The organism is Leeuwenhoekiella blandensis MED217 (assembly GCF_000152985.1).
Classification (GTDB): Bacteria; Bacteroidota; Bacteroidia; order Flavobacteriales; family Flavobacteriaceae; genus Leeuwenhoekiella; species Leeuwenhoekiella blandensis.
On record NZ_CH672395.1, the window covers coordinates 3,365,234 to 3,389,621 of the forward strand.

General features: G+C 38.1%; 22 protein-coding genes and 1 pseudogene. 1 reads left to right on the forward strand and 22 read right to left on the reverse strand.

The window, feature by feature from the left end; all coding sequences use genetic code 11:
* Positions 1-4: 4 nt before the first annotated feature.
* The 16 genes from MED217_RS14260 to MED217_RS14335 all read right to left on the reverse strand — a co-directional run bounded on the left by MED217_RS14260 (position 5) and on the right by MED217_RS14335 (position 16,533).
* Positions 5-1,513, reverse strand: coding sequence for a glycosyltransferase family 2 protein (locus MED217_RS14260; RefSeq protein ID WP_009781247.1), 1,509 nt, complete (start codon positions 1,511-1,513; stop codon positions 5-7).
* Positions 1,510-2,649, reverse strand: a complete 1,140-nt coding sequence (locus MED217_RS14265; protein ID WP_009781248.1) for a glycosyltransferase family 4 protein — start codon at positions 2,647-2,649, stop codon at positions 1,510-1,512. Before MED217_RS14265 ends, MED217_RS14260 begins: the two co-directional genes overlap by 4 nt.
* A complete protein-coding gene (locus MED217_RS14270; protein WP_009781249.1) occupies positions 2,649-3,740 on the reverse strand; it encodes a glycosyltransferase family 4 protein in 1,092 nt (363 codons plus the stop codon). The genes MED217_RS14265 and MED217_RS14270 overlap by 1 nt, the downstream gene beginning before the upstream one ends.
* Positions 3,737-5,143: a hypothetical protein gene (locus MED217_RS14275; RefSeq protein WP_009781250.1), complete on the reverse strand. Its 1,407-nt coding sequence runs from the start codon at positions 5,141-5,143 to the stop codon at positions 3,737-3,739. The genes MED217_RS14270 and MED217_RS14275 overlap by 4 nt, the downstream gene beginning before the upstream one ends.
* 51 nt (positions 5,144-5,194) lie before the next feature.
* The gene (gene neuC / locus MED217_RS14280) at positions 5,195-6,319 is read right to left on the reverse strand and encodes a UDP-N-acetylglucosamine 2-epimerase (RefSeq protein WP_009781251.1); all 1,125 of its coding nucleotides are present in this window, start codon (positions 6,317-6,319) and stop codon (positions 5,195-5,197) included.
* Entirely contained in the window at positions 6,316-7,356 is a 1,041-nt protein-coding gene (gene neuB, locus MED217_RS14285; RefSeq protein ID WP_009781252.1) for an N-acetylneuraminate synthase, read from the reverse strand. Before neuB ends, neuC begins: the two co-directional genes overlap by 4 nt.
* A 16-nt stretch (positions 7,357-7,372) precedes the next feature.
* On the reverse strand, positions 7,373-8,035 hold the full coding sequence (locus MED217_RS14290) for an acylneuraminate cytidylyltransferase family protein (protein WP_009781253.1): 663 nt from the start codon (positions 8,033-8,035) through the stop codon (positions 7,373-7,375).
* A gap of 7 nt (positions 8,036-8,042) precedes the next feature.
* A complete protein-coding gene (locus MED217_RS18615; RefSeq protein WP_009781254.1) occupies positions 8,043-9,017 on the reverse strand; it encodes a glycosyltransferase family 2 protein in 975 nt (324 codons plus the stop codon).
* Positions 9,014-10,252: a glycosyltransferase family protein gene (locus MED217_RS14300; RefSeq protein WP_009781255.1), complete on the reverse strand. Its 1,239-nt coding sequence runs from the start codon at positions 10,250-10,252 to the stop codon at positions 9,014-9,016. The genes MED217_RS18615 and MED217_RS14300 overlap by 4 nt, the downstream gene beginning before the upstream one ends.
* Positions 10,253-10,255: 3 nt before the next feature.
* The gene (locus MED217_RS14305) at positions 10,256-11,251 is read right to left on the reverse strand and encodes a glycosyltransferase (protein ID WP_009781256.1); all 996 of its coding nucleotides are present in this window, start codon (positions 11,249-11,251) and stop codon (positions 10,256-10,258) included.
* 138 nt (positions 11,252-11,389) lie between these two features.
* A complete protein-coding gene (locus tag MED217_RS14310; RefSeq protein ID WP_195891566.1) occupies positions 11,390-12,307 on the reverse strand; it encodes a glycosyltransferase family 2 protein in 918 nt (305 codons plus the stop codon).
* Between the two features lie 16 nt (positions 12,308-12,323).
* Positions 12,324-13,319, reverse strand: a complete 996-nt coding sequence (locus tag MED217_RS18620) for a glycosyltransferase family 2 protein (RefSeq protein ID WP_009781258.1) — start codon at positions 13,317-13,319, stop codon at positions 12,324-12,326.
* A gap of 33 nt (positions 13,320-13,352) precedes the next feature.
* On the reverse strand, positions 13,353-14,477 hold the full coding sequence (locus MED217_RS14320; protein WP_040533660.1) for a glycosyltransferase WbsX family protein: 1,125 nt from the start codon (positions 14,475-14,477) through the stop codon (positions 13,353-13,355).
* Positions 14,470-15,312, reverse strand: coding sequence for a glycosyltransferase family A protein (locus tag MED217_RS14325; RefSeq protein ID WP_050759333.1), 843 nt, complete (start codon positions 15,310-15,312; stop codon positions 14,470-14,472). The genes MED217_RS14320 and MED217_RS14325 overlap by 8 nt, the downstream gene beginning before the upstream one ends.
* A gap of 2 nt (positions 15,313-15,314) precedes the next feature.
* The gene (locus MED217_RS18625) at positions 15,315-16,280 is read right to left on the reverse strand and encodes a glycosyltransferase family 2 protein (RefSeq protein WP_009781261.1); all 966 of its coding nucleotides are present in this window, start codon (positions 16,278-16,280) and stop codon (positions 15,315-15,317) included.
* Positions 16,281-16,320: 40 nt separating this feature from the next.
* Entirely contained in the window at positions 16,321-16,533 is a 213-nt protein-coding gene (locus MED217_RS14335) for a hypothetical protein (protein ID WP_009781262.1), read from the reverse strand.
* A 202-nt stretch (positions 16,534-16,735) separates the two neighbouring features.
* Between MED217_RS14335 and MED217_RS14340 the strand changes: the two genes are divergently transcribed.
* Positions 16,736-17,482: a hypothetical protein gene (locus MED217_RS14340; protein WP_009781263.1), complete on the forward strand. Its 747-nt coding sequence runs from the start codon at positions 16,736-16,738 to the stop codon at positions 17,480-17,482.
* Positions 17,483-17,525: 43 nt separating this feature from the next.
* Here the strand turns inward: MED217_RS14340 and MED217_RS14345 are convergent, their stop codons facing one another.
* From MED217_RS14345 to MED217_RS14370, 6 genes and pseudogenes are all read right to left on the reverse strand, one after another.
* Positions 17,526-18,269, reverse strand: a complete 744-nt coding sequence (locus MED217_RS14345; protein ID WP_083778030.1) for an O-methyltransferase — start codon at positions 18,267-18,269, stop codon at positions 17,526-17,528.
* Positions 18,259-19,539 carry an ABC transporter ATP-binding protein gene (locus tag MED217_RS14350; protein ID WP_009781265.1) on the reverse strand — a complete coding sequence of 427 codons (1,281 nt, stop codon included), beginning with the start codon at positions 19,537-19,539 and terminating at the stop codon, positions 18,259-18,261. Before MED217_RS14350 ends, MED217_RS14345 begins: the two co-directional genes overlap by 11 nt.
* A 102-nt stretch (positions 19,540-19,641) precedes the next feature.
* Positions 19,642-19,893, reverse strand: a pseudogene (locus MED217_RS14355) (four helix bundle protein); the annotation flags it as partial.
* A 244-nt stretch (positions 19,894-20,137) separates the two neighbouring features.
* Positions 20,138-21,001 carry an ABC transporter permease gene (locus MED217_RS18940; protein ID WP_009781268.1) on the reverse strand — a complete coding sequence of 288 codons (864 nt, stop codon included), beginning with the start codon at positions 20,999-21,001 and terminating at the stop codon, positions 20,138-20,140.
* Between the two features lie 3 nt (positions 21,002-21,004).
* A complete protein-coding gene (locus MED217_RS14365; RefSeq protein WP_009781269.1) occupies positions 21,005-23,488 on the reverse strand; it encodes an exopolysaccharide transport family protein in 2,484 nt (827 codons plus the stop codon).
* Positions 23,489-24,379 (reverse strand): polysaccharide biosynthesis/export family protein, encoded by an 891-nt coding sequence (locus tag MED217_RS14370; protein WP_009781270.1) that lies wholly within the window; start codon positions 24,377-24,379, stop codon positions 23,489-23,491.
* Positions 24,380-24,388 lie beyond the last annotated feature (9 nt).

Genomic DNA, 24,388 nt, shown 5'->3' on the forward strand with positions numbered 1-24,388 from the left:
AAGGCTATTTATAACGTTCTCCAAGTGCGATCAAGCGTTGTGCATACCATTTCGAAAGTCTATACTGCTTCAACTTCTTTGGAACATTAAGCAACCGCTTCAGTACTAAATAGGATTTACCATTAACCAAATTCAATATAAAATGCTTGTATTTATATTCTTTCTGCTGACTTGGAGTAAAATGCTTTAAGGTATAATAGAGTATTGTTGGACTTGGCACAGGTTTTAACATTCCTACAGGTGCATTCAACTCCCAAGGTTTTGAAGTTGGTTTTTCTTGCCCCCAAAATCTATATCCACCCGCTGGTGGCTTTAAGTGCAAATTAACCGAAAACGGATTATACATTACTACAGCTCCTTCTTTTAATAGACGCAGGCCAAAATCGCTATCCTCTCCGTACCCACCATCATAGTTAACATCATTCCCGATCAGCTTTTTGACCCATTGCATTCTTACACAACTATTAGCATTACTAAATTGATGCGCTACTCCGGCTTTTTGCAAACTTGTTGGAGACCGTTTTAAAAAAGCATCCAAATCAGTCAAATCATTTGTATAATGCGCAGCCCTAATATCTCTTCCATTACAAGCATCTGCCTGATAGGTTTCTAAAAAACGAATATGATTTTCAACAAAATCCGGAGGTATTCTAATATCATCATCTCCAAAAATGATATAATCCCCTTTACAATATTCTAAAGCCTCATTACGAGCACGACAACTCCCGGTAGATTCTTGCCAAATTAATTGGAATTCATACGGTAAGTCTAGATTATAAAGGGCTACATTTCTGAATTCTTCTGGAGTTGCATCTATTACAATGACTTTTATAGGTAAAATACTTTGCGCTGCATAATCCTTTAAAAGCTGTACAGTATATTCCTGTCGAAACATAGTAGGGATTACCACAGAAACTTTGGGAGCCTCTATAGTGACTAAAGTTTTTAAAGGCAATGTTACTAAGTTCGATGTAGCTGATTGATGGGTAGCGGATTCAATAAAATAATACAGCTCAGAAAACCACTTAGAAAGAGGCTGCCTGAGCATCATATAAATACTATGCCCAGTTTTGAAATGTTTACGATAAAATGCATACCTGTCTTCAGTCTCAATGTTTGCGCTATTTGCACTTAATGCGTATAAGCCTTTGACGTAAATGGGAACTCCCCCAAGTTCTCTTAAAAGCGTGTAGCCAAGATCAATCCCTTGCATTATTTCGCTATTATACCGTGCATCAAAGCCATTAAGCAACTTCCAAACGTTCTCTCGAATTACAAAACAGCTTGCATTTACGCGCCAATTTATACAACTCGTAGTATTTTCAAAATCATTGATAAACCACCAGAATGTAGCTGTTTGATAAACGATTTCCGGGAAACAATTTTTAAAACCTTGATCATAACTGGAATGCCAAAGATCCCCTGGTCCCTTAGCCAACTGATCTAGCATATTTAAATCAGGAGCACCCGTGTATAACAAGATTTCTCCTGTATCAGTTATATAGCGATTCATTCGTTGATAACAGTTTTATAAAATGCTACATTTTGTTCTACCACAACCTCAGTCGCAAAATTCAGTTTCAGATGTGCTCGTGCTTTCTTACCCATTTTTAAACGAAGTTTGGAATTTTCTAACAGTTCCTGAATGCTATTGGCAAACTGTTGATGTTCTTTTGGATTTACCGTATACCCGGTTTCACCATCGATCATCACCTCGTTTGCCCAACCAATATCAGAAGTTACAAGTGCCTTTTCCATCGCCATGGCTTCAATCCAGGTCATGGGTAAGGCTTCAGCAAAACTAGGTAGCACAACCACACTAGCTCGTGCAAGTTCATGTTCAATTTCAGCATAGGGCAATACTCCCACAAACTGCACTTGACTATGATATTCCGCCTGAAGCTGTTCTAAAAAAAGAGTTTTAGTAGAACGGTTCACTAGTACATCGATTGTATCTTTTCCTGCTAAAATGAGTTTGACCGCTTTAGTCTTTTGAAAAAGCAAATTGCAAATTTTTGCCAATTCCAACACTCCTTTCTTACGAATCAAGGTTCCAAAATATAGGATTCGATGAGCTTCAGCCTCAACTTTTGAAGGCTTAAAGAGTTCTGTGTCGATTGAATTAGGAATTACTTGTATTTCCTTTTTCAGTCCAAAAATTTCTTTGGTCAGTTTTGCGGTAAAAGCACTTACTGCAAGAATATGATCGGCATTTTTAAGTGCTAGTTGTTCAAACCAGCGATTCTTAGTTTTTTGTGTGCGTTGCTCCAAATGACAAAAATAGGCATCGGTCCCATGAAGTCGAATAACCAACGGACATTTAAAACGCATCAAAGCCGTAATTCCGGTCCAATCCGGTGCTTCGAGAACATTTATTCCCTCTAGAAGAATAAATTTATTAATATAACGCTGTAAAAATTTACGATGCAAATACCAGCCTGCAAGTTTATACTTCCGCTTAGCGATGCTGTGAATTTTGATTCCCTGATCTTCAAATTCCCTATCTTCCGCCTGACTGTACACAAAAACCGTAACGCGTTCCCCGGCCTGAATCAAACTTGCTGCCAGATTTTTAATACTGCTTCCTAAACCGGCAGACCCCTTAAGATCTTTATGAGGGTACTCGGGTGTTAAAAAAGCAATGTGCATCAGTCCAGTAAATTAATATGTTCTGCAACCATACGGTCTAGTGAATATTCCTTTTCAATTAAAGCCGAAGTATCTTCAGTTATTTTTCGACCTCCATTTACTACTTCTTCAATAATAGTTGCAAGAGCCCGTTTATTCTTTGGTTGAAATAAAAACCCATTCACATCCTCTTTAATAATCTCAGGATTGCCGCCAACTGTTGTAGTAATAACAGGAACATTTGCTGATAAACTCTCTAGGATGGAGAGACTGAAGCATTCCATATACGTTGGTTGAATGAGGTACTCATAATCGGCCAGAAGTTGTGGAATCCCTGAAGAACTTCCTTTAAAGCTTAGTAACCTATCGACCTCATTGTCTCTAGCCTGTTGCTTTAAACCTTCTTCCAGCGGGCCTTCCCCATAAATGCTGATGTGTAGACGTTTTTTTATAGCTTCTGACAAATAACCCAAAGCATCAATCAAATCCTGTATACCTTTAGACTCCCTAAGATGAGAAACCACAACAAACTGAACTTTACGTTCTGGATTCAGATCTTGATTTTCTCTCTTTTTAAATACAGAAGTATCAATCCCGTTATAGATCACCCCGGTCTTTTTAGCCACTACCGGCCCCAGATCTTCTACAATATTCCGGGCAGTATAGCTACTCACTCCTATAAACCGGTCTATAGCCTTATGATGTAAGTAGCCCTTGAGACGGTTCTTCAACCGTTTTTTAATAGGGAAACCATTTAAAGGACGTGGATTGTGATCTACTGCTATAATGGTTTCAATGCTTCCGGCAACTTTTGCTTTCTTATAAAAAGGGCTGCATAGTTCGGTAAAATGCGTAACCAGTGCGGTATAGGTTTTTTCATTTTCCTGAAGGTAGTTGAGAAAAAAGGCTTCCACACTTGAATTTCCTTCCGCAGAAAAAAGGGCAACACCCTCGTAAAATGTTTTATCCACCACATCCGGGAAAAACCAATCTACCTCATAGGCCTTAGCTTTCGCTGCTTTATCATAAGTCACAAAAAAACGGTCCATCCCGCCGATGCGATCGGCTCGAAGAACATAATTACAAACTACCGCTAATCTTTTGGTGCTCATAAAGTATTTTTTAAAGCTTGTACACAAGCTTGAGTGGTTTCGTCAAGAGGTTTTCCCACCTGCATATCGATAAGCTTCCTGCGATTTTCCAGATCCAGATTGGAATTACGCAGGTATGCGTTTACAGCAGCATACAATTCTTCTGCATTTTTTGCGATTTTAACCGCACCACTTTTAACCACATTGTCATAATGCTCATACTGTAAAAAGCGCTGATCATTATAAAGTCCGTTCTCCACGTTACCAAAAACGGTGTTGACCACAGGTTTATCAAACAACATAAAATCAAGGCTCATCGTTGAAAGCATATTGACGTTTAAGTCGCAATAGTTTAAAATTGCTTTAAGCATAGACAAATCGGCAACTGTTGGTACCCGCTGAGACCAGGGCTCGGGATGCCCTTCACGGGTAAGCTCCCATTTAGGATGATTCCATTTGATCTCGGGGTATTTTGTTTTGGTTTCTGCGAATCGCTGCTCGTCTTCAGCCGGTGAAGTTCGTACCAAAAGCTGGCACAAATCGATTGCTCCTGAACGAATCCCCTCTACCAAAGTAGCAATTACCAAAGGATCATTTGCTCCAATAGAAGCATCAGCACAACTGTAACAGATGATTTTTTCTTTAGAATTTAAATCTAAAGTCTTGTAAAACTTCCTTTCGGAAAGGTCAAATTGGGGTAACACATAAGGTTCAAACTGAGGTGTACCTACAACTGAAATAGCTTTTGCTCTGGTGTATGGGTAGAACCGAAGCAATTCGTGTTTCATCAAATCGCTCCAGACCAGAAAGTAATCAAAAGTCGCAGCCATCCTCCCTTTTGAAGCCAGATTATCCCAACTAAAAATAAACGAGGCGGTAGGAATCTGTAACTTTTTCGCCCAAAAAACTAGAGTAGCAATAAAGGGTGGTCGCTGATGCGTAAAAAACAACAGATCTGGCTTATGATCCCTTAAAATTTCACCATATTTAGCTACAGTTGCGTCTTTTGCAAAGCTCTGCTCCTGAAGCGTTTCATACTTGAGTATATTCTTTTCACTATAAAATACTGAACTAACGGTATAAACCAGGCGAACCAAAAGCCCGTGCGGGCTCCAGCTTTTTGCCTTATTCATCTCATAATTATCTGCAATACCCGGATTGGATTTATGTTTCTGCAGGTGTGCTACTTCTTTCAGTTTACGCCAAAACCAGTTCTTTTTAGTTTCAGTAAAAACAGGAAGTTCAACGATCGTAAAAACAGTTTTATCAAGCTCAGGAAATGCTGAAGAAGGAAGCCCTGAAAATATAATTACTTTTTTAAAAGAACGGGCTGCTTCAGTCATGAAAGTGCTCAGCACAAAGTTGCGAAAACCAACCCCATCTGTAATGACAATTCCTAAGGCCTTTTGAGATTCTAAATTCAAGATTTTAGATTCAAAGTTAGAAGTTTAAAATGCATATTTCATTTTTCAAAATTAAAGATCTCGAAACTGCTTTTGATGGTCTATTTTCCAAAAGGCTTCGGTTCTTAAGGCTTCCAGAAATCCAGAAGCTGCTGTTTTAGTACTTTTTGTCCCTTTTGGATTGACCTTTAGCGCTTTCGCGGAAGCGATACCTTTTAAAATAGCTGCTTTAGCATTATCCACGTGAATGATACTGTCAGTCTGCAAGTCGCGATTTTCTTGACGTCTGCCTACATTTACTGTGGGAATACCCAGATAGGGAGCCTCGTGAATACCGGCACTGCTGTTTCCTATTAAGAACGCCGCGTTTTTGAGCAAGGTAATAAAATACTCAAACCTCAAGGACGGAAAAAGCCGGAATCGCTGATGCTTTTCAAATTTACGATAGGCCTCCAAAATAGCCGAAGAACCTAGGTCGCTATTGGGGTAAATCACCACATAGTTTTGATTATCTTCCAATAGCGCCTGTACAAAATCATCTGCGTGCTTGGCAGTTTCCTGATGAGCTGTGGTTACGGAATGAAATAAAACTACCGCATAGCTTTCAAACGGAATGTTGTAATAAGTTTTTACAGTTTTGAGATTGGGTAAAGTTTCACTGAACAACACATCTAAATCAGCCGAACCGATGTTAAAAATACTGCTTTCGAGTTCGCCCATTTGTACCAAACGCTTAGCTGCCGTCCCATGAGAGACGAAATGAATATGACTCAATTTACTCACCGAATGCCTAATGAGTTCGTCAACCGTTCCTGAAAGTTCGCCACCTTCAATGTGACCAACTAGAATATTATTCAATGAACCCACGATTGCACCGGCCAAGGCTTCGACCCGGTCGCCATGAACGATTATTAAATCTGGCTGAAATGCTTTCACATAGGCCGAAAAACCTTCAATAGTTCTAGCCAGAGTGAGGTCCATAGTGGCTTCAGAGGTATAATTCGAGTAGCGCTCAATATTTTGAAAACCTGCTTTTTCAATTTCAATAACAGTGAGCCCATATTGCTCGAGCAGATGCATTCCGGTTGCAAAAATTCCATATTCAAAGTCAGTTGAATCGTGAATTGCCTGAATAAGCGATTTCAGTTTCCCAAAATCTGCCCGAGTGCCGGTAAGAAAAGCTATTTTTTTAATCACAGCACGTCACTTGCTTTCAACTGTTCATCTTCTGCAATAGTTCTTGCTGCCTTTTTCCCTAAAATATCTTCAAACTGCTCAGCTAAAATTTCCCCGGTTCCGGGACGCTTCACCCAAATATTTTTTTCGGTAAAGACCTCACCCTCCTTTATGGGGACTATGGTACAAACGGTTGCAAATGCAAAATCTATGGTTACCTGTTCTTCCCTAGCCGGGGCTTTTTCGCCACCGCGCATGAGCCAGATTTCTTTACTTGACTGAATGAGTTCAGCGCAGGCTTCTTCATCCATACTGCAGACAATGTCCGGACCTGTACGCTGCATATGATCGGTAAAATGCCGCTCTAAAATAGAAGCTCCTAAAGCTACTGCGCCCAAACAGGCATTATTGTTCAAGGTATGATCTGATAAGCCGAAAGGCACATCCGGAAAAGCATGATGCAGTTGAGTCATCGCGCCCAACCGCACTAAATGAGTAGGTGTTGGATATAAGTTAGTCGTATGCAGCAATGCGAAAGGTGTACCGGCGTCCTTAAAAATCTGTACAGCCTTAGAAACACTTTCAAGTGTATTCATCCCGGTACTAAGAATAACCGGTTTACCAAAACCTGCGATATGCTTAAGCAAGGGATAATTATTGCATTCTCCGGAACCGATTTTATAAGCCGAAACATTCATGGTGTTTAGACGATTTGCTGCTGCACGCGAAAAAGGAGTTGAGATAAATAGCATCCCTTTTTTCTCTACATAGTTTTTCAGAGCAACTTCATCCGCTTCATCAAGCGCACAACGCTTCATAATCTCATAAATAGAAATAGCTGCATTTCCCGGAATCACTTTCTTCGCTGCACCACTCATTTCATCTTCTACAATATGCGTCTGATGTTTAACCACTTCCGCTCCTGCGCGGTGGGCTGCATCCACCATTTCCTTAGCCACTTCTAGAGATCCTTCATGGTTAATACCAATCTCAGCGATGACAAGCGGTGGGTAATCTGGTCCTATTTTTCGGTTTTCGATCTGTATGTATGGGTTCAAAAGTCTGTGTTTAGTCTTAATTAGTATAATGCTTCAAATACAACTCAGCCTTTTTAAAATCAGCTTCTGTATCAATATCGATCTCGGCAAAAGGATGATCCACAATCAAAGGGTAGTTTTTTGCTCCAAGAAGCTTTCCTTGCTTTAATAGTTCCGTTTTAAAAATATAAAGCAAACCATTTTCATAAAACAAAGGCTCGAGATCCTGACTGCGCTGCCCCATTTGATAATTATATGGGATAAACTGATGATTAGAAATGGTTCCCAATTTATGTTCGCTTCGGGAAACGGTCATCAGACTGTCGCAACCCTCTTGCTCAAAAACCGAAACAGCCTCATTAAGAAGACCTTCTGGTCTCAACGGATTTGTAGGCTGCAATAAAATAACCGCATCGTATTTTTTTTGTAATTGATCTACCGCGTGTTGCAAAGCGGTTACAACAGGTTCTTCATTACCTGCTAAGGCATCCGGTCTTTTAATAACTTCAACACCTACTTCTTTTGCATATTCAAGAACACGTGCATCATTAGAAGTGACTACCATATTACTAAAACCATTATCTTGAGCGTATGCTAAACTATGCCCCACCAACGGTTTATCTCCTAATTGCCGCATATTTTTTCCGGGAAGGCGTTGCGAACCGGCACGGGCGGGGATTAGGACAAGGTAATTCTTCATTTGGAATCTAATAAACATTTATTTTTTTGAGCAACTTGTCCCAAGGAAGAAAATTTATATTAAATAATTTATTACACTTAATCATTCTCCTTAAAATATGAGAGGCTATTACTCCTCTTCGAGTGGCTTTTAAATTATCCATAAGCCCTCTATAAATAACTTCAATATTGCTGCTATGATTATTAGCTATTGCCTTGTATAATAAATTGATCAATAAACGATAAGAACTGTTTGCTACAGTAGTATTTGAATATGCTATAGATCGCTTAAAATTTTCTAAAACAGTGAAGGCTTCAGACTCCTTAAAATCAGCATTATACCCCTGATTTAACGAGGTTTTTGATGAAGGATGTGATCTGTATAAAAACAATTCCGCTTCTATAATACAGTATGATTCAAAACTTAAGTCAACAAAAAATCTTGTAAAGAATTCAAACTCCTGACTTTTTTTTAAGGTACTATTAAAAAGCGTTTTACTGGTTAAGAAGCTTTTCTTAAAAGCAACAGAAGCTGTAGTAAGTTTTAACTTCCACAAAAAATAATCTGTATATAATTCTTGTGTCTGGAATATCTGCATCGACTTTTTATTTTCTAACAGTTCGTTTGTGAAAAAGCCAGAACTTATCACAAGTTTTACACCCTTCTTAAAAGCTTGTATTTTAGTTTCAATAAATTCAGGAAGCATATAATCATCCGCATCAAACCAGTTAACAATACTTCCGGAGGTTTGATCAAAACCAAAATTTCGGCAACTATTCGCTCCTTTAGGTAAGCCATTTGGCCGTTGAAAAATTTTAAACCGGTTATCCTGTAAAGCAAAAAGCTCTGCAATACTTACACTTGAATCCGTAGAGCCATCGTCGACAACTATACACTCCCAGTTAAAATAACTTTGCTTTTGTACACTGGTCAATGCTTCTTTCAAATACTTTTCACCATTGTATACCGGAATAACTATAGAAAATTTAGCATCTGAAATCATTTGGATATGAGTTCAATTAAAGTTGCTCTTAAATACGCAGGTGAAAAATAATTATGAAGTTTTACATCTAAATTAAAAACTGTATGATTTTTCCATTGATCATACAACTCTTTAAGTCTAAATGCTATAAGCTTAACATCATTAGCTTCAGCAACAAATGGATAATTTTCACCTAAAAGCTGACGCACTTCACTATGTTTTGGCCCCAGATGTAATACCGGACGATTAGCTTGAACAAGGTTCGGAAATTTAGCCGGTAAAAACGGACTCACTTCAGCTGCTGCTTCCAAAACGATATTCACGGCACTATGCTGCTCCAACAAACGCACCTGTTCATAATCCATAGATCCGGAATAGCGATAAATAGTTTCTGTTCCACTACAAACTTTAGACAGTTCTGGTTCATGATAAGCTCCCGGACCTATTAATAAGAGTTTGGCTTGCGCTTCAGCTTCGGGGTGCTGCGCTAAAAACAGATTCCAGGCCTGTATTAATGGAAACGGATTCCGTTGTTTTAATAAGTTTCCTGCATGCAATACATTAAAATGAACAGGATTAAAAAACTCAGGCAAAACCTTTTCTACAAAAACAGCTTCACTGGCTTGGTGCGGTAGTACGATCCCTTTGGTTTTAAAATTAGCTTCAAAAGTTCCCATCCAGTCTTGCAGACACTGGGAAGGATAGCCCAGCCATTTTGCCTTTTGAGCTACCCTTTTAAAAAAGGCTTCCTTCTGTACGCTTCCGGGTTGTTGCCAATCATAGGGTTTTGGGTACCAGTGAAAAGGATAAGGATCGTGTATATAGGCCAACCATTTAGCCTGCCATTCAGGCAATTTTAACAAAGCAGCATGCGTACGGTAACTCGCCCCTTTACTCAATGTGAGTACCAAATCATAATCCTTTATATGTAATGGCTTTAAAGCCGCCACCATACTATTGACATCATTAAAGAAGGTAAAAGAAAATCCAAACCTGTTCTCTAAAGACTTAGAAAAATTCCTTTGGGTAATGCGTTGCAAAACCCGCTGTCCCCGACTTAGCCAGTAATTTAAATCTGTTTTTCGTTCTTGAATTAAGATCGGTTTAACTCCAGCTAAGTGTATCTCCTTATAGGTATAATGATAGACGGTGATTTCAAAGCCGGCTGTTAACAAAGATTTTATAAAGGCATAATTGGCTTTCCCGGCACTACTACCTGCTATATCTAGGGTTTCTGCTAAAACTAAAATTCTCAAATTTTAGTTTTTATAGGCTTTTGGCACATAAAACTTAAAAAGCTCTTTTATGAGTTTTTTCCTAAGTTGAAACTGTAATCTATTTTTAGACCTAGGGTATTTCATATTTACATCTAGTTTCAAAATAAGGCTTTCTGATTTGTAGGATAAATGATTTAACTTATCATACATCCAAGCTTCGGGGGAATTGCCCATATGAAAAGCCTTGTACTTATTAAGGGACAATCTGAAAAAACCAAAAACATCAATTGGTAAATCAACATAATTTTCTTCAGAGTGGTTCCCTACTTTGATATAAGAAGGTTCAAATGGGACTGTATTAAATAATATGTCCCTGCGCAAAGTAAGAACTTGATGATCGCTTCCAACTACAGCTTTAACGTTTCCGACATTTAATATGGGCCAAAGTGCATTTTGATTTATTTCCTTCTGCCAATTTATACTTTCCAAAAACATATTATAGTTTTCAAAATTTTCGGGAATTGGTTTAAACTCTAGCTTATATTTTCTTTTAAGAATTGCCTCTTGGACAGAAAAGGTCGCATATGTTAATGATCTACGACTAGGGTAAGGCGCAACAGAACCAGTCTTGGGAATTGTATTGAAAACCTTAATAGTTTCTTGAACCCAATCTATGTCAAATAATATGTCACAATCTGTAAGTGTTATTAATGGCTCTCTTGACATTCTGGCTGCACCTATTTGAGCATCAATTTTACCAATATTATCTGCTAATAAAATTAAGCTTTCTATCTTTCCGGCTTTATGCAATTCAATCTGATAGTTCTTCACTTCTTCACAAGAACTATTATCCACAAGTGTAATTGCTGATGTTTTCGGGAGTGTTTTTATTAAAGACTCGATCGATAATTTAAAAACTTCAAACATTTTTGCATAATAACCTCTAAACTCAGGAATGTACACAACCATGATTACCCTATGGTTATAGGTGCACGCTACCAGAGCATCCTTTTTTTGGGGATTTAAACCATCACGCATCGTTTTTCATTTTGAAATTGGTTCAATTAAAAAACCTAACTACTATTTAGAGATCACAAAAAAGAATAATTAGCTTTCCAAGCACTGCTACCTTTCACAGCCAATATTTCGGAAAGAATTAAATGTTTGACAATACTGCTAGATTATATTTTTAACTACCAGCCTTTTCTTAAATCTCATTAAAATGAGTACTACTGGACTCAAATAATACACTAAAGCCGTTTTTGATGTCGTGTAATAATCAATCGATGAGTGTTTGTCTAAATATTTATACAGAGACTTACTTTCCAACAAAACAGCCATCCAAGCAAAATACTTAAAAAGCCGTGAAGTCATTAGTTTTTTCTTATTGAGTATATCTATTATGCTTTTCGCTGCCTTAATGTGTGATTGAACTCTTAAAGGTTTACCTCTATAAAACTCACCCGTATTGGACTGAGCATGTTTTCGCCCATAATAGAGTGTTTTATCTATTGAAATACCATTATTCCCTTCGGTAAGTATATTAGTATAACACTCCCACTCTTCAGCATACAGGAGTTCTTCATTAAAACGGATATCTTTGAAACACTCTTTTCGCCATAATACAGAACAAGAATTAAATGGTAATTCTTGTGTAATTAACTTTGAATAGTCTTTTAAGCCTTGAATAGAAAAGCTTTCTAACTTCTGAGAAGTGTCAAAAACCTTATCAAACTTCCCTTCGAAAACTTCCCGTCTATACCTACAAAACATTAAATCTGGGCGGGAGTGTATTTGATCTATTGCTATTTGCAAGTTTAGCGGATGAACAATATCATCATCATCAAAAAAGATAATAAATTCTCCTTTAGAAAGATCTATCCCCATATTTCTGCAACCCGGAAGTCCCTTTTTATAGTTATCATCTCTTTGAATATAACGTATTCTGGGATCTTGTAAATAGGGTATTAAAATTTGCAAAGTATTATCCTCGCTTCCGTCATCTACTATTAATAATTCCCAACTTTTATAAACTTGATTAAGTATACTTTGTATAGTTTCCTCAATGAAATGGGCTCTGTTGTAGGTTGCCATTATAATAGAAACCATTCTATTTAAGATTTCCTTTTAAACATTTATATAAAATGTTTAGGGTTGTTCTATTACTGAAATTTGTATCAAATAAAATTTCTGGAGTTTGAAATATAATTCTAAAAAGAATCCGAACATTTTGTAATTCTTTTTTAGAAAGTATTACTTCTCTAATTCTCTTAATTAAAAAATATTGCGTCAGTTTGAAATCTTGATTACTTCTCCTACAATATGTACTAAAGTTTTTTAAAACTGATTTTTTATTTTCCCAATAAAAAAAAACTGATTTACTATCAGCTATTGTTAGATAGACTAAAAAAACTCCAATATTGTTAGGCCAGTTATGTAATCTTGTTAAACTTGAGAACATTTGCGAAAGATTTTTATCATATTCGGATAAATAATCTTTATTGTTTTGAATAGCACTACTAAGACTTCTTTTATGAATTCTATATTTATATAAGCTATGATTAACGTGTCCCATCCTAAATCTTGCAGAAGCTCTTAACCAAAAATCATAATCTTCGAGTAAAAAGAAAGATTCATTATAGGGCTCTAAATAACTATAGCATTTACGTGTATAAAGAAATGAGCAGCCGATAACATTTCCAAATAGAAGGTTTTCAACGGGCCCAGTTTTCATATACCTTACATCGTATCCGTCTTGATTTATTATGTTATAATCGGAAAAAACTATATCTAGCCCCTCCTTATTTATTTCAGTCAGCAAAACCTCCAAACAATTGGATTTTAAAACATTATCATGAGAGGTCCATGTGATATAGTTACCTGTTGCCATTTTATGACCTAGATTTAAAGAAGCTGGCAACTGAAGATTTCTAGTATTATTTATAACTTTAATTCTATTATCTTCTTTAGAATTTGCCTCTAAAATTTCTTGAGTTTTATCTGAAGAAAAATCATTTACACAAATCAACTCAAAATTTTGATGTGACTGCATAATTACACTGTCAAGAGCTTCCTGTAAGTAACTCTCGCCATTATATATAGGCATTATTATACTAATTAAATCTGTTTTTTTTATAACTTAACCTTTTAAAGACAACTTTAATTCCTTTACCACTTTTAGCATAGAAATACCAAACTCTTGATCAGGTTCAAGATAGTTACCTTCTGCCCATTCGTTCCATGATTTAATAATTATTATTTGCGGGTTTTCTGGTTTGCTTTTTAAAACCTCTATTGTATGTTTTAAATGTTCTTTCCAAGCGTTTGGTGTGGCATTCTTAAATATAAGAGATTTCTTTCCTGATCTTGGAGAGTTATCCCAATTTGGAAAAACGCAGGGAATATATTTTTTATGAGGTATATTTTGAGACAATAATCTTGCCCCTTTTTTGTAATCAAATATTAAGGGGCGTTTCCTCTCGCCTATTTTATTAGTATGTCCAATGAGGCTTTTATACTTCATTTCAATTTTATTTAAAAATGAGCCATTTTTAAACCAAGTATCTTGGTTATATCTCATCCTTCTAAATATATCAATACCTACTTGGCCAAAAATAAGTTCATTAGATTTAATTATTTCTAAATCGTTAACAATTGTAGCGATAAAATGAACTCCATTGAATCCTTCTTGAATAGCCCAGAAATTAAAAAGCTCTAAAAAATACTTAAAATTTGGAATATCTTCTATCCGGTAGATATGAAACATTGGTTTATTTTCAACCTTTATATAGCGCTCATCCCTAAAAAAGGGCAATAAATAATCAAAATACCGTCTATAATCTGCTTCATCTCCATACTCCTGTTTCACGATTGTATCTGGACTATCAACCCCATGCCATATTCCTTTCCAGGTCTCATTTGCCCAACAAAAACAAAAAGGAATTTTAACCTTTTTGTTTTCTAACATTTGTTCCGCCGGACGTTCAAGTAAATATTTATTTCCTCCAAACCAATATTGATAATAGATAAAACCATCTACACCGTTATCCAATGCTAGCTCTGATTGTTCCTCTTGAATTTCAGGGAGCCTTAAATCATAAAAACCCAAATCCGCAGGTAATTTGGGTTGTTTATGTCCTCGAAATAATGGTTTTGCCTTTGTCACGTTAGTCCATTCAGTGAAACCTTTCCCCCACCATTTATCGTTTTCTGGAATTGGATGGTATTGAGGCAGATAGTACGCTAGAAAATGTATTTTACTCACTTTTATGTAATTTGTCATACTTAGAAAATAGAGCTAGGTGCAAAAATTTTCTAAAAAATAGATCCAAAACAAATCTCTTGCTGCTAAATAATCTAAATTGTCTATCTTCTAAATTGAATATAGTTTCTTCTAGTTTTTTAAACGAACCGTAATGCCTAACAAAAAAATCTGCGTGTTTTATGCTTAAATAATTTAAAGAGTACTCCATATGCTTTTTTGTCATTGCATTCAACATGGAGTTTTCCTTTTTTCTATAATAAAACAAGACCTCTTTAATTTGAAAAACTCTTCCCCCTCCCTTAAGTAAGCCTATCCAAAAATCCCAATCTTCCCAGCCGTAGATAAGATTGTCGTCATACCCTCCAACTTCAACCCAGTCCTCCTTTTTAAATACTGCTGTACAGGGAATAATATTATTTCTACTTAATTGTTTTTGAGAGTACGATGGTAATTTCCAAACACCTTGAATATTACCAAAAAATTCAGTTAAAGTATAAACCAACTTTATATCTGGATTATTCGAGAGAACCTCAAATGATTTGGATATAAAATTTTTATCAATTCGATCATCCGCATCTAAGGGTAGTATGTATTTTCCTGTCGCTAAAGCAATACCGATGTTACGCGCAGTACTTAGCCCCTTATTTTCTTGATTAATGAGAACAAAACGATTATCATTAGCTATTTCCTCCTCAATTACTATTTTAGAGTAATCAGTGCTCCCGTCATTGATAACTATACACTCCCAATCCGTGTAAGACTGATTTTTAACAGACTTTATGCAATCACTTATAAATTCTCCTTGATTATAACAGGGTATTATTATACTTATCACTTTTATATAAGTATCTTTAAAGGTTTCAGATAAATAGATTTTTTTGTAATTGTTCCTAAAAACCACTTTACAGACGCTAATAGCTTTGACTGTAACGGATTATTAACGTATATTAAACTTCTTATTACATATGAATAAGTTTTCATCCGAGTCCCAAGATCCTGAGAACCAACAGATTTTAAAAAATATTGATAAAGTATTGTAAATAGATAGCGTTTAGTTTCCTGACTTATTAGGTGATTGTAGTTCTTTAGTACCAAAAACCTCACAATTACATTTGATAAAAATTTGTGATGGTTGTCCACAATACTATTTGACATGTTCTTTTCATGTTCACGAATCATAACTCCAATTCTATCAGAAGTTTTATATGACTCTCCTAATGCTAGGATTCGAATATGATAATCATAATCTTGGGATTGATATAACTTTTCATTGAAATAAATTTTATTCTTTATTAAAAATTTTTTTTTCCAAAGTGGTGCTCCTGTTAACCAGAAGATTTTAAATTGTATATAATCATTAAGTGGATTTTGAGACACTAACTTTTGACATCTTAATCCTTTAGTTCTGTTTTCTTTCAAACTATACATTTCTGATTGGCAAATCATAAAATTGAACAATCCCTTTTCTAGTTCTTTTACACCTTCATGTAATTTATGACTTAACATCAAATCATCATCATCAAACCAATTCACATACTCTCCTTCACTCAATTCGAATCCATAATTCCTACACGCATTAGCCCCCTTAGGTCGATTGTTGGGTCGATGATGATATTGAAATCTAGAATCCTTCTCTACATAAGCTGCAAGAACATCATCAGTTGTATCCGTGCTTCCATCATCCACTACAATACATTCCCAGTTGGTATAAGTTTGCGCTAATACAGAATCAAGGGTCTCCCCGATCAGATTTGCCCGGTTATAGGTTGGGATGATTATAGAAACTAAGGGATGTTCTTGCATAACTTAAAACTTCTAAAATCATTTTTTTAGAGATACATTGTTAGTCTTCTCCATAGTACTTGACAACGCCGTAGCTCATCCGTAGCAAAGGCGCAGATAAAGCGTAGGTAAAGCGTGCTAGACCTCCATTAAAAAAACACCTGATTCCGGCAGAATCGGCAATAACGGCAAAATCGGCAGGAATGACCACTCCCAATTGCCTTAACCTAAAAAGCAGCTTAATTTCGGCGTTATAAGTTTGCTTTAGCTGCATATTCCTAAGAAGTCACCAACAGGTTAGACCTGCTGTACTTAAGAAACAAGAATTAAACTACCTCAGGGCAAGCCTGTCTGCCGACAAAGGCAGGCCCATGAGGCATTGCTTGGAAACGAATTTTCAATTTCGAGGCAAGCCTCTGACTATTAAACCCTTTGGCGGTGCCAATAAACGCATTTAATTTAACACACATATCAGTATGGCTGTACTCAAAGGCTTAATTAAAATTGAAGGTACGCTCGACGACTTAACCTTCTACAAAGGAAAAAACGGCTACTTCATTCGCACCAAAGGCGGTATCAGTAAAGAGCGTATTCAAAACGACCCGGCATTTATACGTACTCGGGAAAACGCCAAAGAATTTGGCTTAGCAGCAACCGCAGGTAAAATACTTCGGCGCGCGCTCTACGTACTATTTTGTAATTCTAAAGACAACACCTTGCCTTCAAGACTTATGAGCACAATGATGCTGATCAAAAATCAGGACACAATCTCTTCAAGAGGTTTACGGAATCCTGCGGTGGGCCTGACCACTCCCGAAGGCAAAGCACTCTTACAAAATTTTGATTGTAATGAAAATGCAATTCTGGCGCAAGTGCTTCGTGCCGACTATACCGTGAACACAACCACCGGTGAGATCAGTATTCTCGACTTTATTCCCGGCACCCAGTTGGTTGCTCCCCCGGGAGCTACCCATGTCACCTTGCAATCGGCCTTCTTAAATTTAGATTTCACAACCGAAGTCATGGATTTACAACTGAGCGATCCGGTGAATCTACCCATCAACCTGACATCAGATAACGTGACACTTGCTCCGGCTGCGGTTACAGGGGCCGGCATCACGATGATGCTGCTACAACTCTCCTTTTTTCAGGAAATGAACGGAGTACAATACCACCTCAACAATGGGGCGTTCAATACTTTGAACATCGTACGTGTAGTCTAAACTATGCGTTAAGAAAGCCGGTTAAACACTTAATCGGCTTTTTTTATTGAAAAGCATATGGACTAGCATCAAATTTAGATGCAGAAGCCATAACCCCATACCGCTTATATAAACTAACGTTTAAATTACTCTTGGCTTGCCAGGTTTGTATAATTTCACGCTCCATAGGTCTGCCGGTATCATCAAGAAACCATACCGTGTCTGTATGACTATGATCTTTCAAAAAAGGATAAGCACTGTATCGCGCATAAGGCGTACTTCCTCCAAAGGGTCCATCGACCAAAACAAAATCAAAAATAGCAGCTCCTATCTCATTGCTTAGCACCTTGGTGTCATACCACGTTTGTTGCTCCTTATATAAAAGCTCCTTTGAAACGCGAACTATCGGGCAATGTACTAGGCTAACATAAGTATCAAGGCCCAACACTTCAAGTTGTTTTTCTATAGCTGCTTTCCAATCTAAGTCAGACTCTACAGAATAAAATGTAGCATCCACACCTTGATTTTTAAGAATTTGAGCGATATAGATGGTACTTGCTCCACTGCCAAACTCAATAATAGTGGTAGCTTTTTGAATTTGGATGATATTCAAACAATGCAATAAGGCTTTTGGTGTCATAGACCATCCGGTCTCAGGTATAAAATGAGACTTTGGCAAAATAGCACTCAATTTATTGGACGCATAAACTTGCTCTTGTGCGTATCGATTTTTTTCTTGAGCAGCTAAAGTCTTCCTCTGATTGACTCTAAGTTCATTAACAATACGCTTTATTTTTTTAAACATCATAAGACACCTTATAGTCGACTAAAATCTTACTCTGACTGGAAGCTACCTCTTTATAACCTTTGTAGAAAAACCCTTCAGCCACTTCAAATTGAAAAGCATTTTTAGCCCAGTCTGTAACTTCTCCTTTATAAGTCAAATGCGTAGTCACCCAATAAGAACCGGAATTAAGCGGTAATTTATCAAGACTAAAAACGATTGTATTTGAAGTAGTTGAACTTCCGTCTTCACCTTGCATTTTGGTACTAAACCATAGCAACCTGTTACCGGTAATATCATCTATGCGAAAGTCAAGCCTCACATCTTTTATTTGATAAGCAATAGCACTTTCTAGGTGAAAGCAAATATCTAAAGGCTTTCCGGTCGTTGGTTTCTGATACTGACCGCCATTTAAAAAGCGAACAGAATTTATTTTTACCATACCGGTTCCGCTTCGTTCATAATCACTTATTGAGATGCGGTCTGATGTATTCCTTTGGACTCCCAAACTCAAATAATGTCCAACAGTATCATCCACACTTCCATCAAAAATAGAAGTTCCATGCTCCAGTAAAAGTCCGCGTGTACACAGATTGCGAACACTTTCCATATTATGACTAACAAACAATACAGTTCTCCCTTCTCCCTGAGATATATCCTGCATCTTTCCAATAGCTTTCTTTTGAAATTCAGCATCTCCCACCGCAAGCACCTCATCCACAACAAGGATCTCAGGTTCCAAATGCGCAGCCACCGCAAAGGCCAGACGTACGGTCATCCCACTGCTATAGCGCTTGGTGGGCGTATCGATATAACGTTCACACCCGGAGAAAGCAATGATCTCATCGAGCTTTCGGGTGATCTCCGCTTTTTGCATCCCAAGTATGGCCCCATTTAAATAGATATTTTCACGCCCGGTCAATTCATGATGAAAACCCGTACCTACTTCAAGTAAAGAGGCAATCCGGCCCCGGCTTTTAATAACTCCGGTACTTGGTGCAGTAACACGGGAAAGAATTTTAAGTAAAGTAGATTTTCCTGCTCCATTTTTCCCTATAATTCCTAAAACCTCCCCTTGTTTAACCTCAAAGTTGATGTCTTGCAATGCCCATACATAGTCCTCGGTCGATTGCTGACTGCGATCATTTACCGCACCTACTTTCAAAAAAGGATCTTCCTTACCTAGTAAACGTGCCCAATTCCGCTTAAGATCATCCCGCAACGTACCCGTCCCTACCGTTCCCAGTCGGTATTGTTTAGAAATATTTTCGGCTTTGAGGATAATATCTGACATATTTTATATTGGGAATTAGGCTGTAGCTAATAGGTTATAGTCGATAGTCAGTTGGTAATATTAAAAGCTAAGAGCTATCGCCTATTACCTAACAGCTAAAAGCTATCCTTCTTTTAAAAACCGTTGCAGCCCAGCAATCATTTTCAATAACTCCGCTAGCTGCTGGCGATTGTCCAAATCCTTTGACTTTTTAATATAACCCTGCCTAAAAGCAATTGTGGAACACACCACACATTCTTTCGCCGAATTCTTAGCAATATTTAAAAACCTGTTGAATTGCGCATTACTATCGCCTTTACCTTCCGCAATGTTCAACGATATGGAACAGGCTGCTCTGATAAATTGAGAGCTGAGTCCGTAAAGCTCCTACTTCGGAAATGATTCTGTTTGTTTATATACTTCATCAATAAAATCCAGCGCTTTCTGATAAACGCTCAATCCCTCAAAATCAAAACTAACCTCCTTCATAATGCACTCCTTATTTTAAAAAAACCTACGGACTAAGACCTAAAAGCTATAGACTATAAGCTACCGACTAACCACTATCTCCTTCAAGCTACCAACTACCAGCTATCGACTAAAACCTATCGACTTTCAGTTATATCGTATCAATAAAATTCCTCCCGGTTCGGTTAAAAACGATCAAGCCAATAAAAAATACCGCTAGGCTAAGCACCCCGCAATATCCCAAAAGTCCCCAATCAAAAAGCCCTTCTTGAAGACTCATAGACCGAAAGGCCTCAATAAGGATCGCAATAGGATTCAGTTCGATCAACCAGGCATATGCACTTAAACTGTTACTATTTTTCACTTCAGCAATAGGATACATCACCGCAGAGACATACATCAACAAGGTCGTCGCAAACCCGATCAGGATTCTAAAATCCCGGTACTTCGTGGTCAACGAACTGATCAACATCCCTAAACCTAAGCCTAAAACGGCCAGGATTCCCAACACCACCGGAAACAACCACAGCGTAACATCAGGTTGTAATGCGTAGCCCTTCAACACAAAATACACATAAAAACAAGCAAAGATGAGCAACTGTATACTCAACTTAAACAAGGCAGAAATCGCCTGAGACAGTGGGGTGATGATCCGTGGAAAATATACTTTAGAGAACAAACCCGCATTACTAGCAAAAGTATTGGAGGTTGTATTTAAACACTGTGAAAAATAGCTCCACATAGTGATCCCTGCCAAATTAAAAAGAAAAGGTGGTGCCCCTCCGGTTTGAATACTTGCGATATTGTTAAATACCAACGTAAAGATCACTCCGGTAAACAACGGCTGAATTAAGTACCATAACGGCCCTAAGATCGTCTGCTTATAGGCGGAAACAATATCCCGCCGCACAAAGAGCAACAACAGATCTTTGTATCGCCAGATCTCTTTAAAATCAATAGCAAGCAACGATTGCTTCGCATTGATCTCATACAACCAATCCTCCTCTTCTGCCATTACTTAATGCTCCAATTGTTCATTGATCCAGCGAGCTGCTCGTTTCATTTTGCGCTTGACACGACTAGCTATACCTCCGGACTTCTTTTGGCGATAGGCTTCGCCGTATTTTCCATAGCCATAGCCGTATTCATACCCATAACCATAACCGTATCCCAACTTGCTTTTGGCACTGAAATAGTTCAACACAAAACTGATGTTAGTGATCTCCTTTTTCTTGTACTTATCATTGATCAACCGCAACATACCTTTTTTCGTATAATGCTGTCGAATTACATATAAAGTAGCATCCACATAGGTGTCAAGCTCTAAAGCATCAGACACCAATCCTACAGGTGGTGTATCTAAAATGATATAGTCGTATTCTTTCTTGAGCGCTTCCATCAGCACATCCATTTGACTACTCATCAATAACTCAGACGGGTTTGGCGGAACAGCCCCTGCGAGTATCACATCTAGATGTGGAATTTTAGTTGGCTGAATGATTTCTTCTAAAGTGCTATCACCAATAAGATAATTCACAACCCCGTTGACATTGGGCAAATCAAAATCCCCGAAGATCTTTGGCTTTCTAAGATCTAAACCAACCAATACGGTTTTACGCTGACTTAAGGCAAATACACTGGCAAGATTGATACTGCAAAAGGTCTTTCCTTCTCCACTTACTGAAGAAGTAACACGCACCGTTTTTGCGCCTTCAAGCTGTTGCTTTCTATAGATAAATTGAAGACTCGATCGCAAGCCTCTAAAGGCCTCAGCTATTGCCGAACGCGGATCTTCAATAACCACCAGATTGTTTTTTGAAGCGCTCTTGCCTATCGCACCCAGCACCGGAATGCTTGATAAGCGTTTGATCTCGTTAGGGTTTCCAATTTTAGTATCAAAGAAAAACACTAAAAATACGATGATCAAAGGTACCACCGTACCACCTACGATCGCCATTACATAGCTCACCTCTGTATTAGGACCAATAGCCCCTCCCCCCGTATCTTTAGCCTCATCAATGATGACGATATCCGAGACATTGGCTGCTTTTACAATCCCGGCTTGGCTGCGTTTATCTAAAAACACCCCATAAGCTCCTTCGGTTAGGTTATAGCGCCGTTGTATACCAAACAACTGCTGCTGTTCTTGCGGCAGCTTACGCATTTGCCCTTCAGTTGCTGCAATTTCATTACGCACTTCCTGCAATTGTCCGCGCAAGATTTGCTGACTCGAAGCCATGTTTTCAAAAAGCACAGCTTTAATTGCATCAATACGACGGTCTAAGTCTCTAAAAGCCGGATTATTGGGTTTTGCGGTGTAGGCCAAACGCCGACGTTCTTCGGCTAATTCGATAATACTGGAAACGCTACTCGTCACGCTTCCTTCCCCGATTCCGGTTATGGAAGGCGCCGGAATATCGGTACCATAATCTTCTCGCGTACGCAAATAGGTTTCTAAGTCTCGATAATACTGCAAGCGTTGCTCCAGATTCTGCTTTTGCGCATCCAACTCAGTGATCTTCGCGATCAGGCTTTCTTCACTACTTCCTATACCGATGCTGCTGTTTTCATCTCTGAATTTATCCAGCTCTTCCTGCACATTCTTCATCTCTACCGATTTTACAGCAAGGCTGCTATCGATAAACTGAATGGTTTTGGTCGCAAATAAATTCTTACGCTCCAGCTGGGTTTCGGCCAAAATCCGTACGGACGCATTTAGATAATCTACCAAACGTGCTTTGTTATTTCCGGTTAAGCTTAAGGTAAGAATACTGGATCCTGATGGCGTTTGACTAATGCCTATATCACGGTAACGACTTACAACACCATTAAAACTATTGAAGCGAATTATATACTCCTTCCCCAGTTCCGGCGGTAATCCGGAAGGGTTCAATTTAAAATTGAGATAAGGAAGATCTACAGGGTCTCCAAGCGCAAAAGATCCCGAAATGGGTGCAGCAGGCAAAGGTAAGTTGAGTACTTCTTTTGTGTCATAATTTTGAGCAGAACCCGAGCCCCCGTTAAAATCGATCGATAACTCATATTCGGTAGCACTTGTAAAAACAACTTTTACTTGTTTCCCTAAAAGCTGAGGCCGTGCGGTATTAACATCTACAACAAAAGGTGTTGCCCCGTAAATATCTTCCAAATGATATTCCCCCTGCTGTAAATAGTCTACATAATACTGCAATTGCTCAACCACCGTCTCATTATGACTTCTGGAACGTAGCAAAATGATGGCTGTTTGAACCTTATCTGTGGTTCCTCCCCAGTTGAAGGTCAAACTGGTATTTGAAGTAAAAAAGGGATTCTGATCATCTTTTACCGTGATCATATTACTCATACGATACACCGTTTGACGGCGTACATTCTTGTAATGTGCGATATAATAGGCAATACCTATACACACCACAAAAAGCGGCCACCACGCAAGGATCTTCAGCAGAAAACCTCTGAAGTCAAAGAAGTTTTGTAAATCTTTTATTTCAAATTCATCTTCCATCTAAAGGCGTGCAAATAAAAGAATGGTTGTGGTTGCTAGAGTTAATATAGAAGCAATAGTGGTTAAAGACTGTAACCCGGTGGTTCCTACTCCAAAGGATTTTTGTGGTAACGGGTTAACCAAGATCACGTCATTGGGCTGAATAAAATAATACGGCGAATTGAGTGCATCGATCTTGGTCATATCGATATGATGAATCTTCTTCCCTCCCGGATATTGACGAATGATCAACACATCGGTTCGATCACCATATTCTGAAATATCACCGCTATTTACAATGGCATCTAATAAAGACAGCTGCTCTACCAATTCTACTTTCACTCCGGGACTTCCCACTTCTCCTCCAATGGTATATTTGATCCCCGCTAACTTAACGGTTACGAATATATTGGCTTCTTCGGTAAAGTAATCGTCTAGGAGTTTTTTCTCTATAATTTCGCGAATCTCTTCGGTTGTATATCCTAAAACCTGAACTTCTCCCAGCGTTGGCAAGCGAATTGCCCCGTGGCGATCTACAGCAAAACCGTCATAATAATAACCTTCTCCTAAATTACCTCCTTCTTCAGAGGCCGCCTGCGGATTGAAAAGAGCTACCAATTCTTGATCTAATGCTTTAACACGAATGCTTAAAACATCATTAACTTGAACTCGATAAGGTTGTTGCTGAAGGTTAACCTGAATAATGCTGTCTTGCGCAGCTTGAGTCTCTTGAAGGTAGGTTAACTTTTTGGTTGGAATGCACGACCCGAGTGTCGCGAAGAGCGCCAAAAAAAATAATTTGACGATGAAAGGAAAGATCTTTTGCCCGTAAATACGTGACTTTAAGGCAAAGCTCCGCTGACTTAAGTCCCATTTTTTAGGGAAAAGCAACGAATCTGTAAGTATATTCATACAAGTCGG